The 14,095-nt window shown below is 45.7% G+C and carries 22 protein-coding genes; 15 read left to right on the forward strand and 7 right to left on the reverse strand.

Translation table 11 applies throughout. The annotated features are described in order from the left end of the window. Positions 1-43 precede the first annotated feature (43 nt). On the forward strand, positions 44-298 hold the full coding sequence (locus tag AC3WU2_RS01855) for a hypothetical protein (RefSeq protein WP_018756637.1): 255 nt from the start codon (positions 44-46) through the stop codon (positions 296-298). Positions 299-315: 17 nt separating this feature from the next. Here the strand turns inward: AC3WU2_RS01855 and AC3WU2_RS01860 are convergent, their stop codons facing one another. Together AC3WU2_RS01860 and AC3WU2_RS01865 are read right to left on the reverse strand one after the other, a co-directional pair. Next, a complete protein-coding gene (locus tag AC3WU2_RS01860) occupies positions 316-489 on the reverse strand; it encodes a hypothetical protein (protein ID WP_018756636.1) in 174 nt (57 codons plus the stop codon). Positions 490-634: 145 nt separating this feature from the next. After that, positions 635-1,525, reverse strand: coding sequence for a LysR family transcriptional regulator (locus AC3WU2_RS01865; RefSeq protein ID WP_018756635.1), 891 nt, complete (start codon positions 1,523-1,525; stop codon positions 635-637). Positions 1,526-1,635: 110 nt separating this feature from the next. Between AC3WU2_RS01865 and AC3WU2_RS01870 the strand changes: the two genes are divergently transcribed. Continuing rightward, positions 1,636-2,010, forward strand: coding sequence for a CidA/LrgA family protein (locus tag AC3WU2_RS01870; RefSeq protein WP_018756634.1), 375 nt, complete (start codon positions 1,636-1,638; stop codon positions 2,008-2,010). Next, complete coding sequence (locus AC3WU2_RS01875; RefSeq protein ID WP_492450780.1) at positions 2,004-2,681, forward strand: LrgB family protein; 678 nt, start codon at positions 2,004-2,006, stop codon at positions 2,679-2,681. Before AC3WU2_RS01870 ends, AC3WU2_RS01875 begins: the two co-directional genes overlap by 7 nt. Positions 2,682-2,791: 110 nt before the next feature. Here the strand turns inward: AC3WU2_RS01875 and AC3WU2_RS01880 are convergent, their stop codons facing one another. Both AC3WU2_RS01880 and AC3WU2_RS01885 read right to left on the reverse strand, forming a co-directional pair. Beyond that, positions 2,792-3,136 (reverse strand): hypothetical protein, encoded by a 345-nt coding sequence (locus AC3WU2_RS01880; protein ID WP_492450782.1) that lies wholly within the window; start codon positions 3,134-3,136, stop codon positions 2,792-2,794. A gap of 92 nt (positions 3,137-3,228) precedes the next feature. Beyond that, complete coding sequence (locus AC3WU2_RS01885; RefSeq protein ID WP_492450784.1) at positions 3,229-3,567, reverse strand: L,D-transpeptidase; 339 nt, start codon at positions 3,565-3,567, stop codon at positions 3,229-3,231. 178 nt (positions 3,568-3,745) lie between these two features. Here AC3WU2_RS01885 and AC3WU2_RS01890 point away from each other — a divergent pair, with 178 nt between their 5' ends. Further along, positions 3,746-3,850 (forward strand): sporulation protein YjcZ, encoded by a 105-nt coding sequence (locus AC3WU2_RS01890; protein WP_156826095.1) that lies wholly within the window; start codon positions 3,746-3,748, stop codon positions 3,848-3,850. A gap of 88 nt (positions 3,851-3,938) precedes the next feature. On the opposite strand, the gene AC3WU2_RS01895 is transcribed toward AC3WU2_RS01890, so the two are convergent. Together AC3WU2_RS01895 and AC3WU2_RS01900 are read right to left on the reverse strand one after the other, a co-directional pair. Next, positions 3,939-4,385 carry a hypothetical protein gene (locus tag AC3WU2_RS01895; RefSeq protein WP_018756630.1) on the reverse strand — a complete coding sequence of 149 codons (447 nt, stop codon included), beginning with the start codon at positions 4,383-4,385 and terminating at the stop codon, positions 3,939-3,941. 13 nt (positions 4,386-4,398) lie between these two features. Next, a complete protein-coding gene (locus tag AC3WU2_RS01900) occupies positions 4,399-5,121 on the reverse strand; it encodes a uracil-DNA glycosylase (RefSeq protein ID WP_492450787.1) in 723 nt (240 codons plus the stop codon). 112 nt (positions 5,122-5,233) lie between these two features. On the opposite strand from AC3WU2_RS01900, the gene AC3WU2_RS01905 reads away from it, so the two are divergent. The 6 genes from AC3WU2_RS01905 (at position 5,234) to AC3WU2_RS01930 (ending at position 7,903) form a co-directional block, all read left to right on the forward strand. Continuing rightward, entirely contained in the window at positions 5,234-5,389 is a 156-nt protein-coding gene (locus AC3WU2_RS01905) for a hypothetical protein (protein WP_018756628.1), read from the forward strand. A gap of 254 nt (positions 5,390-5,643) precedes the next feature. Beyond that, on the forward strand, positions 5,644-6,087 hold the full coding sequence (locus AC3WU2_RS01910; RefSeq protein WP_492450789.1) for a GNAT family N-acetyltransferase: 444 nt from the start codon (positions 5,644-5,646) through the stop codon (positions 6,085-6,087). A gap of 54 nt (positions 6,088-6,141) precedes the next feature. Next, positions 6,142-6,381 carry a DUF3892 domain-containing protein gene (locus tag AC3WU2_RS01915; protein ID WP_018756625.1) on the forward strand — a complete coding sequence of 80 codons (240 nt, stop codon included), beginning with the start codon at positions 6,142-6,144 and terminating at the stop codon, positions 6,379-6,381. 178 nt (positions 6,382-6,559) lie between these two features. Continuing rightward, entirely contained in the window at positions 6,560-6,772 is a 213-nt protein-coding gene (locus AC3WU2_RS01920; protein WP_492450792.1) for a hypothetical protein, read from the forward strand. 151 nt (positions 6,773-6,923) lie between these two features. Further along, the gene (locus tag AC3WU2_RS01925) at positions 6,924-7,481 is read left to right on the forward strand and encodes a stalk domain-containing protein (RefSeq protein WP_026263887.1); all 558 of its coding nucleotides are present in this window, start codon (positions 6,924-6,926) and stop codon (positions 7,479-7,481) included. Positions 7,482-7,585: 104 nt separating this feature from the next. Next, positions 7,586-7,903: a DUF1292 domain-containing protein gene (locus AC3WU2_RS01930; RefSeq protein ID WP_018756622.1), complete on the forward strand. Its 318-nt coding sequence runs from the start codon at positions 7,586-7,588 to the stop codon at positions 7,901-7,903. Between the two features lie 156 nt (positions 7,904-8,059). On the opposite strand, the gene AC3WU2_RS01935 is transcribed toward AC3WU2_RS01930, so the two are convergent. Beyond that, a complete protein-coding gene (locus AC3WU2_RS01935; protein ID WP_492450795.1) occupies positions 8,060-8,479 on the reverse strand; it encodes a DUF1885 family protein in 420 nt (139 codons plus the stop codon). A 223-nt stretch (positions 8,480-8,702) separates the two neighbouring features. Here AC3WU2_RS01935 and AC3WU2_RS01940 point away from each other — a divergent pair, with 223 nt between their 5' ends. The 5 genes from AC3WU2_RS01940 to AC3WU2_RS01960 all read left to right on the forward strand — a co-directional run bounded on the left by AC3WU2_RS01940 (position 8,703) and on the right by AC3WU2_RS01960 (position 14,095). Next, a complete protein-coding gene (locus AC3WU2_RS01940) occupies positions 8,703-8,993 on the forward strand; it encodes a DUF3055 domain-containing protein (RefSeq protein WP_018756620.1) in 291 nt (96 codons plus the stop codon). A gap of 135 nt (positions 8,994-9,128) precedes the next feature. Next, entirely contained in the window at positions 9,129-9,707 is a 579-nt protein-coding gene (gene thpR / locus AC3WU2_RS01945; protein ID WP_492450797.1) for an RNA 2',3'-cyclic phosphodiesterase, read from the forward strand. 225 nt (positions 9,708-9,932) lie between these two features. Continuing rightward, on the forward strand, positions 9,933-11,651 hold the full coding sequence (locus tag AC3WU2_RS01950) for a cache domain-containing sensor histidine kinase (protein ID WP_492450799.1): 1,719 nt from the start codon (positions 9,933-9,935) through the stop codon (positions 11,649-11,651). Positions 11,652-11,763: 112 nt separating this feature from the next. Further along, positions 11,764-13,101, forward strand: coding sequence for an ABC transporter substrate-binding protein (locus tag AC3WU2_RS01955; RefSeq protein WP_492450801.1), 1,338 nt, complete (start codon positions 11,764-11,766; stop codon positions 13,099-13,101). Between the two features lie 109 nt (positions 13,102-13,210). Continuing rightward, the gene (locus tag AC3WU2_RS01960) at positions 13,211-14,095 is read left to right on the forward strand and encodes a carbohydrate ABC transporter permease (RefSeq protein ID WP_492450803.1); all 885 of its coding nucleotides are present in this window, start codon (positions 13,211-13,213) and stop codon (positions 14,093-14,095) included.

Here is a 14,095-nt window from a genome sequence, read left to right on the forward strand (position 1 = left end):
ACAGCATCCCAGAGTGTTTAATGAAGATAATGGAGGATTTGAAATGAAAGAACAGCATATCGGACATGCAGAGCCAGGAGATAAAGTGAAAATTACGGGCAACACGAACGACCATCCATTCGAGATGGGTCAAGAGGTATTGGTTACAAGCTGGTATGACTTTGAACCGGCGGATGGGGAGTTCGGGGTTGAGGTGTCAGAGCATAAGGAAACTGAGCACTGGTTCATACGACATGCGGATTATGTCATTGTAGAACGTGGCAGTCATCTCATTTTGGAAGACGATACTTGTGGTTAATAGCCAATGGTTAGAGGTCAATTGACCTCTCCTTCCGTTTCGGTGTTCATGATCGTGCTGTAAGGCTTGTTGTCATAAGCGTGATCAATATTTTGAATGAGTTGCTCGGTCTTCATGAGGGTTTTGTCCGCAAGGCCGAGATCATATAATACTTTTGGATCGGTTACTTGGTCTAGATCATCATGTTTCATCACGGTGCTCCTTGTCTCGTCAAATGATTGATTTAGGATGCCCGAACGAAGAGAATATGATGTATTATGTACCTCGAAAACTCTCGAAAAAAGAATAAAGAGCAGTCCCGCTGATAAATTTCATTGGGCCGCTCTTTTTTGCGTCTCAAGAAAGGATACCGAAATATTCTTTCGTAAAAGCAATCCATGCACGAGATGCCCGCGACAGGTATCCCACCCGACGCCAAGCCATCGATAGCTGCCAAGGTATGATTGGATTGATTAATGTAACCGCACGAACCTTCTCTGGGGAGAGCAGTCGGCAGATCGTATCCGGCAGCATGGCAATTCCGATATCCGCCCCCACCATTTCACCAATAAAATCCCAGTGCGAGCTCTCACTCACGATCTGTGGTTCGAATCCCACGGCACGGCATTCATGAATGATCCGTTCATGGAGCGCGAACTGGTGGCTAAATAGAATAAATCGATCTTGGGATAGTTCTTGCAGTTCAATATGCTTACGTTCTGCCAGCGGGTGCGATGGATGCATAATGACTTTCAAGCGATCCTCGACGATTGGAAATGAATCGAACATTTCATGATCGATCGGCCGCAGTACAGCCCCCACGTCAATATCGCCTTCTTCTATTCGTTCTTCGATGCGTTTGGCGCCATCCTCCACCATGTGAATCGTGATCCCAGGATAGGTGGCTTGAAATTGCTTGATTACCATTGGAAAATAACTCGAGCCTGCCATTGGCGGAATCCCAATGCGAATATTTCCTTTATTAAGGTAGGTCAAGTCATTAATTTCAGCCATCAGCTGGTCGAATAAATGCAGAATGGGTTCTGCATAGTTCATGATCGCGTCGCCCGCATCCGTTAATTTGATTTGTTTGCCCTCTCGAACGAAGATTTCCGTATTCAATTCTTGCTCCAGGTTAATGATGGACTTGCTGATTGTCGGCTGCGTGATATGTAAGGATTCTGCCGCTTTCGTGAAGCTGTTGCAGCGCACAATTTCTGTAATGTACTGTAAGTGCCGTATATCCATAGGGAAGACCTCTCTTCATAGCTAGATGGAATGAAAACCATAATATATATTCATTTTACCTATGGGAATGGAATCTGTATACTGAATACAGAGAGGGGATGGATTCATCCATGAGAACACTACTTAGAACCGTCATCCAAGTTCTATTTTTTATTATCGTAGCCAAAATATCGGATGCTTTTGCAGCATGGATTCATTCTCCTATACCAGGTACGATTATTGGGATCGCCGTATTATTCATTCTATTGAAATTCAAAGTGATTCGAATGGATTGGATCGAACAAGGGTCCAATTGGCTGCTTGCCGAGATGCTGTTATTCTTTATCCCTGCGGCCGTCGGGATTATTAATTACAAAAGCTTGGTAGTGGAGAGCGGGCTTCGTCTGACGATTACAATTTTTCTCAGTACATTAGCCGTGATGATCTGTACAGGACTTATCAGTCAACGGTTTGCAGCTAAGAAAGAAGGGAACAGCGAATGTTAGAAGCGATTTTCTGGTTATTCATTACGGTGGCAATTTACTTTGCTTCCAAACGTCTATATAAGGCTTTCCCAAAAGTATACTTAACGCCTGTCCTGATCGTGCCTATTATTGTGATCCTATTGATTCAATTTAGCGGCGTATCCTTCCAATCCTATAATGAAGGCGCAGGCTGGTTGTCCGAGATGGTTAAGCCGGCAACGATTGCTCTTGCGGTTATGCTCTACAAACATGTTGATGTACTGAAAAAGAATGTAATGGCGATTATCGTTAGTGTAGGTGCCGGGGCGATTATTGCCATTATTACTTCGGCGGGTATCGCGAAGATGTTAGGTCTCACCAAGGAAATTACGGATTCGGTTGCACCGCGTTCAACAACAACCCCGATAGCAGTCTCCGTATCGGATATGATCGGTGGGATTCCGACAGTGACTGCGGTGGCTACATTAGTTACGGGGCTGTTAGGTATGATTATTGGGCCGATGATCGTCAAATATTTTAGGATTCATAGCTCGGTCGCTCGAGGCGCTTTGTTCGGAACAAGTGCGCATGCCTGTGGAATTAGCAAGGCACTTGAATATGATGCTGTTGCGGGTTCTGTCGCGGGGATTTCGATGATGGCGACCGCCTTTATTACACTTGGCGTAGCTCCATTTATTATGACTTGGTTTTAAGAACGTGGTATGCAGCAGAACTGTTATTTCCATGCATTGATGCATAGCGGTAACAATTTTGGGCTTGTAAAAACGCCTCCCTGCACTGGGGAGGCGTTTTGTCTTGCATGTTACTTTTTCTTATGGTTGACTCGAACAACTTCGTTCTGTTGATTGGCATGGAATCCCGGCTGTTGACCATAGAATGGCCCACGGTGACCTTCATGTCCGCCGCCGTGATGACCCTCATGATGACCCCCGTGATGACCCCCGTGATGACCGTCGTGGAATCCATTGTGGAAGCCGTCATGGGATCCGCCAATAAAGATGGGGAAGAAGAATGGTGTATAGCTTGGATAGTAGGAGTAAGGGTAAGGATACGGCGATGGACAGTATGGATATTGATCGCAAGGATATGGATAAGGGTAGTACCCGGCGTAGTTAGGATCTTGATACGTCGTTGGAACATAGGTCATATTGATTCATCCTCCTGATTGTTGAGTATAGAATAACGTATGCTATTCTCAACACTCGGGACACTCGCCCGGAAAAGAAATGGGCGAATGTCCTAGGGTCGAATCGTGACAGGTGTGCCGATTGGAACCATTGAAGCCAGCTGCAAGACATCCTCATTATACATGCGAATACACCCATGCGAGACTTCATGGCCAATGGATGATGGATTATTCGTACCGTGAATGCCATAATGGGGCTTTGATAATCCCATCCAAAAGGCGCCGAACGGTCCTCCTGGATTTGGGACCTTGTTAATGATCTCGAATTCCCCGCTTGGCGTTTGGGTGACCATCTTCCCGACACCTACAGGAAATCCGCGTACCACGCGATCTCCATCTAATACATACAGCATTCGATCTGATAGATCAACGATAATGTGATATTGCGGCATTTGTGTACGCCCTCCTTTAACACAAGTCAATTTCTCTTGTAACAAGGTATGTCATTTCGAGTAGGAGGGATTAACCTATAAAAACAAATTCGATCTATATACTTGCCCATACATTCGAGCAGCAATCAACATACAATGTCCCGTAACTAATAATTCTTCTTCAGAGAGGGGGAGGAGCATGGGAGTAGTAGAAGAAAGAGGATTTGGTTTCTTTACTAGCACAGGTACGATTTTGGTGCTTTTCATTCTTTTGGTAATCGTAAGTTGTGCATGTCTATTCTGATTACTGGAAATAACCTCTCCTACAACAAAAGGTAGCCGAATTCGGCTACCTTTTTGTTATGATTGCGCTCTTGGATTTGAGCGATTTCTTATTCATTTCTAGACGAGTGTTGAATGCCGATCATGGATTTGACGATAAACTGACATTCATCTTTGCGGAAAACGGTACCGCCTTGAATCGTAACTTCATGCTCCGTATGATGGATGATGCGATTCTCATGACAGATGAGTCGATCTTTATGCCAAATGGACACGGGGGATTGAAAGTAGATCGCATTATCGAATTGAACGGTATCGTGCATGACAAAGCGAACATTACCTGAGCGATAAGCAGGATCTTGCGCAAGTTCAGATCGCGCTTCCACAGGTTCCAACAGCTCGACTTTCGCGATTTGTGCGATCGGAATTCGAATGCCTTCGGGAGCGAGGGTAATCATCTCTTCCTGTTCGTTCCACTCACTTAGGGTCCCTTGTGCGGTAAGCTGCATCCGTTGACCATAATAGACCATAACTTGTTTCCCTACTAAATTTTTCATCGTACTAGCTCCCTTATGACCGAATCTTCGAGTTATCCTCTTTAATAGTAGCAAAAATATCAAGATAATCAAGATTCCAATCGATTGGTGTTAGCCCTTGTTGTATAAGAAATTCATTCGTGCGAGAGAATGGACGACTACCGAAAAATCCTTTGCGCGCCGCAAGCGGACTCGGGTGTGCTGAAGTAATAATGCAGTGGCGCTCAGAGTTGATGGTTTCGGCCTTTTGAATCGCATGGTTGCCCCACAGAATGAAGACGAGTGGCTCTTTGCGCTGCTGAAGTGCATGCAATACGGCATCAGTGAACCGCTCCCAGCCTTGTCCTTGATGCGATGCAGGGAGTCCAGCACGAACCGTTAGTACGGTATTTAACAGCAAAATGCCTTGCGCCGCCCAATCCGTTAAGGTTCCATGATCAGGGATGGAGCAAGACAGGTCTGCTTGTAATTCTTTATAGATATTTCGAAGCGAAGGTGGGATCCGTACCCCAGGTCGAACGGAGAAACTCAGTCCATGCGCCTGCTCGGGCCCGTGATATGGATCTTGCCCCAGAATAACGACCTTGGTATTCGCGAAGGACGTTAATCGGAACGCTTCAAATAGGTATTCCCTTGGCGGGTAAATGGTCTCATGCTGATATTCTGCATCTAGCCACTCACTCAACTCCTGCATGTAAGGCTGCTCTAATTCTTCATGCAGCTGCTGATTCCAATCTTGCGGTAAAACAAAAGACATGGTGGAACTCCTTTCCAAAAAACGGGTAAAGCACGAGGTCGTCGGACTAATTCGCACCGATCATTCATAAAATTGTCATAAGTAGTGATTCTAGGTCAAGAGGAGGGTGCGAATGAACGAAGTTGGCGTATTTATCGGGTGGTTATTATGTTTCTCGATGTTAGTTATCGGAGTCATCTGGTTGCTCGCAATCTTCGTAAGTAGGGATAGCATGAAACATGATGAACAATTTGTCTGGCTAAGACGACTTACAGAGATTGATAAATAAGTGTCCTGCGCACGATCCTACTCTTCTTCCCACTTTCTCGAATAGGCTTTACGCGTTACCCACAAGGTGACCCATGTGATCAGAGCAATAATAATAATCGATCCAATAATTGCGGCTGTCATGGCGATGACCTCCCTTCGCATTCAATCATTCGAGCTTCATTCCACCCCAACTATACATCAAAAACATTCTTTTGTATAATCAGGAATGTTACAAATTTAAGGAAGTTCGATATCCAGGGTAGAGGTGAAGACATGGCAGCGCAAATTATTCAAGTCAAGACAGAAGAAGAACTCAATAAGTGTCTCTCCATCAGATTAGAAGTCTTTGTTCATGAGCAGCAGGTGCCTGAAGATTTGGAGATTGATGAATACGATACACTCGCTGGCAAGGCTTATCATGTATTGCTCGAGTATGAAGGACAAGCGGTGGCGACAGGCCGGTTAACCATCTATCAAGATCATATGGCGAAAATGCAGCGTATTGCGGTGAAGAAAGCGTATCGAGGATACGGATATGGTCGTGTATTGCTGTTAGCTCTCGAACAAATTGCCAAGGATTTGGGTCTGAGTGACGCAATTTTAGATGCGCAGTGTCAAGCAGAGATATTCTACGCGAAGCTCGGCTATGAAGTGATATCACAAGAACCGTTCTATGACGCCGGCATTCTACATGTTCGTATGAAAAAACCGCTATAAGGTTATACTATCCTCGAACACACGACGACTATAGATCGAGGAGCGGATGTAACCATGGAAGCGAATCAACGTGAGACAATTGTAGCTGTTCAGAAAAATGGAGACGGTGATATTCGTCAATTCAAAACTTCATCCGGGCGCGTTCTGGAGTACCAAGAAGCACTGCAAGCCGTTAAAAATGGAGAGATTGCTGGTGTTAACGCCTTTAAAGGGCGCGATGGTGAAATGTATATTCGTGGCGATGCCGATGGCGACCCATCGAATAACTTGGACAATTTGCCGACCTTCCAATAGAATTTTTTATAAAGTTTCGATAAATGGAAACGGAATATTTCGATTCTATAAGCAGCAAATAGACGATCTGTGTGGGATATTTCCCATGCAGATCGTTTTCTTTTTGAACCAGCCGGGGCGAACATGGAACGCTCCCTTTTCATATGATGGAGGAATGAAGAACTTTGTATGAAAAGAGATGATTCCGTTGGCCAAAGGGAAATCCGTCAAGAAGAAGAAAAAATCATCCGAGCGTGCGCAGTACACGATGCGCATTGTGACCTCGGACCGTTGTGAAGTCTGTAAGAAGCAGTGCGCAAGAGGGATTCGTTACATGGAACATATGCGTAAAGAAGGGTCAGTCGGCAAGGGGGTACCTTGCATTCTGACAAGAACATTAATTTCGAAATAATGCGAGCGGGAAATGGGGAAGCAAACCTTTTCTCTTCATTTCCCGGGCAACCGCAATAATCAACAATAAATTATTCTATTCTAGACCGCAACTCTGGCCTTTAATTGGAGTATATACAATCAACTGTCACAATATTGGAGGTCTATAATTGATGAAGGCTAGAAGAGTAATGGTTGTAGCACTTGCACTATCGCTGATGGGCGGTTCGGTTATTTTTGCAGATTCCATAACACAGAAGATTAAAATGGTGTTTAACGGAGAAGAAGTAAGCGATGGAGCTGTCATGATAGATGGAAAGACGTACCTTTCGGTGAGCCAAGCTGGCGAAGCACTTAAGGCGATCGTCGAGTGGGATGATAATGCGAAAAAGGTTACTGTGAATAAGCCGAATGTCCATATGCTCACGTTCTCAGGTAAAGATATTTTCGGAGTCGTGAAGCGCGGGGAATTCAAGTTCAATGTGCTATGTTCGGTAGATAATTTGAAGGTGGCAGCAGATGCGGTTAAGGTATCGATTATTGATCCTGCTGGCAAAGTGAAAGATATTCAGGAACTGGATCTGAAGGAACGCAAGGAATATTTCATGTTCCAAACACAAGAACTTACATACGACTTTAAGGCAGCAGGAAAGTATACGATTGCATTCTTTGTCAAGCCTTCGGGCGGGGACTATACACGCGTTGCTGAGAAAGAAATTACTGCGATCTAATCGCTTATTGATAGGGTAAAGAATTGAGAATTCGATGTTTGACCCTTGTCCAGGAACATGTTACGATACGAGGTGTACATAATAACTGAAAAGAGGGTTTACAGATGAGCGATCATAATCACGATCACGACAACTGCGGATGCGGTCACGACCACAGTCATGACCACGACCATGAAGAATTTGTACTAACATTAACGGATGAGAACGGTAAAGAAGTGGAAATGGTCCTCGTTGAAACTTTTAACTGTGACGATAGTGTATATGCTTTGTTGCTTGAGCGCAGCAATCCAGAAGCGGATGGCGTCATTCTTCGTATGGAAGAAGAGGACGAGGAAATGGTCCTTTATAATATTGAAGATGAAGCAGAATGGGATCGCGTTCAGAAAGCTTATGAAGAGCTTGTTGCAGCGAACGAAGGCTAATTCAAACAACAAAACCCGTCAAGCAGATGCTTGGCGGGTTTTTCCAAAATATAAGAAGTTATAAGTTTCACAGATAAACTGTTCTTATATTTCTCGCTTAAACGCTTTACGTCCTTTGGAAAGACGCCGAAGGCGTTTATGCTTGTACCGTTATCATTATTTGCGTGGATTGAAATAAAACGTTCTGCCGTTGAACATACGAAGCTGAGCTTTATTCGATCGCGCAATGTACTTGCAGAGTTCGTTGCCTTTCGCTTTGTCGCCATGCGTGGCTTCTTCGGGAAGAACGACCTGGATATAGTGGCGTTCTTGGTCATCTTCGACACGAGACCCTACACCGAATAGGATATATTTGTAGCGGGGAAGAGCGCCTTTCAAATAAAACCATTGCTTCTCTTCCCCTGGCCGCGTCTCAATCGTATACGGAAAGGCAGCTTCTGCATAATCCCAATCAAGCTGCTTGCCCGTTAGTGCCGTCTGTTCTTTGTAGTGAAGGAGTGATTGCTTCACGTCCTCCAGGGACATCTCCGTCACGGTAGATCCTTCAACGAATGTTATGTAAGCGCTTTGACTCATCGTTATACCACCTCAAGTCCTTATTGTCTCCCGGGTGATCCGGTTCCATCTTATCCCATTTATCACAACAACATCATAGCATTTCGAGGTTCTTCTTGACAATCATTTCTACATTCAGGGAAAAAGGGGATTGCATGCCAAGCCGAACTCATGATAGAATTATTTAAATAATCTGAATATTCTGTAATGTAACTTTCGGTTCAAACGAGAGGAGGAATCAAGGATGTTCGAACATCTCTATGATGAAGCAGAGCAAACCAACGTCAATTTCATTGGATGTATTTCAGAAAATGCGAGGTATGATTTCTCAATCATTTACACGAATCACTTCTTCGGGAAGCCTCTTGTCGTCTGTATGCAGACAGGTAGATCAGCCGTGATCGGTACCGAGGATCTTAACAATGTCGATTATATTCAGAAGATGTTCCATATTACGGATCGTAAGGTTGGCGAGGATTTAGCTGTGTTGCTGAGATCGCGAATTCCTGTCGTTGGCGTGTCTGATCAATATTAAGCGATTACAATGAGGCCGGGGCATTCTACGTTCAGCGTAGAATCGTCCCGGTTTTTTCAGTTTTCAGAGCTATAGCTTGAAATGGACGATAAAGTCGTACCTACTTGTGCACACTGATAAGGTGGAGGTGAAGGAATGACGAATATATCGGAACAGGAAGCAGGACGATTGTTCATCGCTGTAGGTCTTGGAGAAGCGGCAAATATGGAGCTGGAGCGCTGGCAAGCAGAGGCCGAACAGATTCTATCTTTTGCGAAATGGGTTCATCCCGAAGACTATCATATTACGGTACAATTTCTCGGCGATACAAGTCAGAAGGTGTTGGATCAGCTGATCCCAGCGCTGAAGGAAGCTGTTCGCGAAGTGGAGCCGTTCTCGCTGGAATTGAGCGGGACAGGCACCTTCGGAACTGCTAGCGCACCTCGTGTATTATGGGCGGGGGTTCGCGGGGACATCCCGGCGCTGGAGAATGTCGTGGCGTCCGTGCTCAAGGTGACAGAGCCGCTAGGGTTTATACCTGAAGATCGGCCTTATCGGCCTCATATTACGGTTGCGCGTAAATATACGGGACAAGCAGGGTTCGATATCGAGGGGACTCATATCCTCCAGCCGATGGAGGAGATCGCATGGAGTGTCGATCATCTCGTTGTTTACAAGACACATATGCATCAGAAGCCGATGTATGAGAAGCTGGTATTGATTCCGCTGGCGTAAACAATTGCATACGTATAGTAAGAATGTTCCGGTCATGACCCTTGTGGTCATGGCCTCTTTATTTTGCTCCAGCAGAGCCATTGACAGCTTGCCTGAGGATCATAGTACAATAGTAGCACCAATTTTAGATATGAAGATTCAAAATAATACGGATCGTTGTAAGCGCTTGCAATTTGTGATCTATTCATTGGATCATAGATTTCATTTTGAGAGGAGATCATTCGAATGGCATGGATGCAGCATGTTCGAAGCTTTATTTATTATCCAAGACGTAGTCTGCGGATGAAACTGTTCATATTCTTCGTGATGGTGGCGACGATTCCGCTGCTTATCTTGGGATACTTGTCTTTCTCCAAATCTTCCGAAGTGGTGGAATCCCAGATGGTACAGTACGGACAATCCACGATCACCCAGCTTCAGGCCCAAGTGGATGCCTATTCAGGACAGATGCAGGCAACAACACGGTTCATTTATTCGTACCTGCTGGATCCGATTAGTAACGTATTGGACGGAGAAGAGCCGACGTCTTATAGTCATTTTCTGGCACAGGAGAATTTCAATCGTCTCTTGGATTCCCACAAAACCCTAGATACGACAGGGATCTATGTGGTTACACCATCCGGTTATTATTATGGTTCGCCTCAAATTGATGTGGAACAGCTGATCAATCAGAAATGGTGGAAGGAGATCCCGGAAGACTATAAAGGCGCGTATTGGACGGGGATCCACGGGACAAGCCCGTACCTGGCTAGGAACCTCAATCTTCCGAAACAAGTGATCGGATTAGTCTTCCCGCTGCAAGGACAATATGGATCGCTGAAGAACAGCAAGATTGTCATCGAGATGGATGCATCAAAGCTGATGGATTCTTTTGACCTGATTGAACATAATCTACATTCCTTCCTGACCATAACCGATCGAAGCGGGCGCGTGATCTATCAGACGGCACAGGATCGGGAGAATCATAAGGATGATCTGGTCTGGAAGCAACAGCTGGAATCGAATCACTGGACGATTGAGGTGAGAACGCCGTTTGAGCCTGTTTTTCAAGAGACACTGACGATTCGGTATTTCACGATTGCACTGATTGGGTTTGCGCTGCTGCTCTCCTTGCTCGTATCCTATCTTTTCTCTGCACGCATTACACGGCGGATCATCTCACTCAAGAACAACATGCAGCTCGTCGGCATTGGCAAATTCCATTCCCGTATCGAACCGGAGACGGAAGATGAGTTAGGGCGTCTTGGCGGCAGCTTCAATAAGATGGTGGAGCAGATCCAGGAGTTAATTGAAGAAGTGAAGCAGAAGGAGCAGCTGAAGAAAGAGGCAGAGCTAAGGGCCTATCACTATCAGATCAACCCGCATCTGCTGCTTAATACGTTAAATATGATCCAATGGCAGGCGAAGATGAAGGGCGATGAGGATATTCGAGGGATGATCTATCATCTGACCAAAGTATTAGAAGGAAATCTCGTCATTACGGAGGAGCTCATATCTATTCAACGGGAAATGAATACAGTGGACAATTACTTGAAGATTCAAGAGGTTCGTTATGGACATGCTTTTAGCTTCACATTTGATTGTGATGAGGCGTTGTTCGATTGCTTGATCCCGCGAATGACGCTGCAGCCGCTGCTGGAGAACACTTTTTTTCATGGATTTGAAGATGGGCAAGGGAACATTACGCTTCAGATCTCACCGGATGGGGATGATCTCGTTCTTGTACTCGAAGACGATGGGCAAGGAATTGAAGAGGCACGGCTGAAGATGCTGTTGCGAGAGAATCAGCCACGCGCTCTCGGTAGTGGAGGGCTCGGATGTTTTAATGTGGATCAGAAGTTCAAGCTTCATTTTGGCCGCCAATATGGGATGTTGATTACTTCAGAAGAGTACAATGGAACGCGAATAACGATTCGATGGCCACGAATTGTAGCAACTTCGTGAACTTCAATCGAACAAATTGGCAGGTTATAGCTAACAAAATTCCGTGTTAAAGCGCTTACAGTCCTTATATAATGAGGACAAATAAACGACATCGCCTAAGGGGGAACGAGCTTTGAAACCAAAAAAACGAATATTTTCGACGCTTCTAAGCATGGTTCTATTGGTTAGTATCGCGTTGACTGGCTGTTCTGGCGGTTCTGGAGAGAAGAAAGCAGAAGAATCTGCTGCTGGCGGTGACGCGGGGGAGAAGACGAAAATTGTTGTATGGATTTGGGAAGATGCCAAGAATGTCATTGATCTCAACATGCCGGCATTCAAGGAGAAATACCCGAATATCGATGTGGATCTGCATATCCTTGCACAAGCGGATGTCTATCAGAACTTCCTGATCGCAGCGAGCTCCGCGGATAAGGTGCCGGATATCGTCAACCTGGAATCGCATCGATTGTCTCAAATGATCGAGACGGGCGGGCTGCTCGATATCAGCGATAAGGTCGCGCCTTACAAAGACAAGATGAATGCGTATAAATGGGCAGATGCGATGAAAGACGGCAAAGCTTATGCGATGCCTTGGGATAGTGGTCCCGTCGTGATGTTCTATCGTAATGATCTATTCAAGCAAGCGGGGTTGCCTTCCGATCCGAAGGAAGTTGCGGAACAGCTCAAGACGTGGGACGACTACAAGCGATTTGCGAAGCAGCTCAAAGAAAAGACGGGCGTCGCGATCATGGCGGATTCCAAGACCAAAACGGACGGGACAATTTTCCAAGAAATGCTCTGGCAGCATGATCAATGGTTCTTCGGCAAAGATGGCTCGGTTCAAGTGGATAGCCCCGAATTCATTAAGATTGGACAATATTTCGTCGACATGATGAACGCAGGCTATGTGAACGAGGTGGAGCCTTGGAGCGATGCATGGTACAGTTCCTTCCAACAGAACAAACAAGCGACGATTGTAGGCGCTTCGTGGTATGACGGATTGCTTCCAAGCTTGATTGATCCGAAAGGTGCAGGCAAATGGTCCGTTGCGCCAATGCCGAAATGGTCCGCGGATGACAAGTACAGCAGTGCAATCGACGGCGGATCGAACCTTGCAATTAACAAAAATTCGAAGCACCCAGAAGAAGCATGGAAGTTCATCGAATTTATGTTAGGTAACGATGCTTCGCAGCTCAAGATGATGGAAGGCGGCTTGTTCCCATCCCTTGAGACGACATATCAAGACCCTGTGTTCCAAGAAAAAGTACCTTACTTCAACGATCAGCCAGTACGCTCGCTCTATGTGGATGCGGTGAAGAATGCAACGCCGATTACCTATACGAAGGATTACCCGCTAGCGAATGAATTGATTCGCAATGCGTTCGCAGAGATTTTCCTCGATAAGAAATCCGTTGAAGAAGTATTCAAGAAGACGGCGGATCAGCTGAGACAGAAAACTGGGCGTAAATAAAGACACGTGCAAGGAACTTCATAAGTAACGGGATGGAAGCCTTCAGATTCAGACTTCATCAGTGCACGAGGGATGATGACGAAGGCTTCACATCTTGGGGGAGAGTCTCATGCAGAATTTGTATTGGAAGTGGCAATTCAAATCAGCACCTTATTGGTTTATTGCTCCGTTCGTCATTTGCTTCATCATTTTTGTATTCGTACCATTTTCGTATTCTGTGTATCTCAGCTTTACCGAATGGCATGGTCAGGAGACGAAGACCTTTGTCGGTCTTGCGAATTACGCCACTTTGCTGAAGAGCGGTGACTTCTGGCAGTCCATTGTGAATAGTGTTCTCATCTTCGTGCTCTATGTACCCATCATGTTGGCGCTTGCACTCATCTTCGCCGCATGTCTTAGTACCACGTGGATGAAGTGGACAGGATTTTTCAGAACGGTATTTTTCATTCCGAATATTACTTCCGTCGTCGCGATCTCCTTTGTGTTCTTGCTGATCTTTAACGCTGACCAAGGAATTCTCAATCAAATATTGATGTCGCTGGGACTTCTCGATGAGCCGATTCGGTTCTTGGAGACGCCATGGTGGGCACGGGTATCGGTTGCCATTCTGGTTATATTCCGATGGACGGGATACAACATGATCCTGCTGCTCGGCGGCATACAGAGCATTTCGAAGTCGCTATATGAAGCGGCCAAGGTCGACGGGGCGAACGGCATTCAATCCTTCTGGCATATTACGCTTCCGCTGATGCGGCGACTACTCGCTTTCTGTACGATTCTCTCGACACTGGGGACGTTCTCGCTCTTCACGGAGCCGTTCATCCTGACTGGCGGGGGGCCGAACATGGCGACCACGACGCCGGTGGTCCTGATCTACAACGAAAGCTTCAAGAACTTGAATATGGGGTATGCCTCGACGATCTCCATTTTCTTCTTCATTCTGATGATGATTCTCTCCTTGGTTCAGCTTAGACTGTTCCGGGAGCATGATTAG

The organism is Paenibacillus sp. EB106-05-06-XG162, assembly GCF_058791655.1.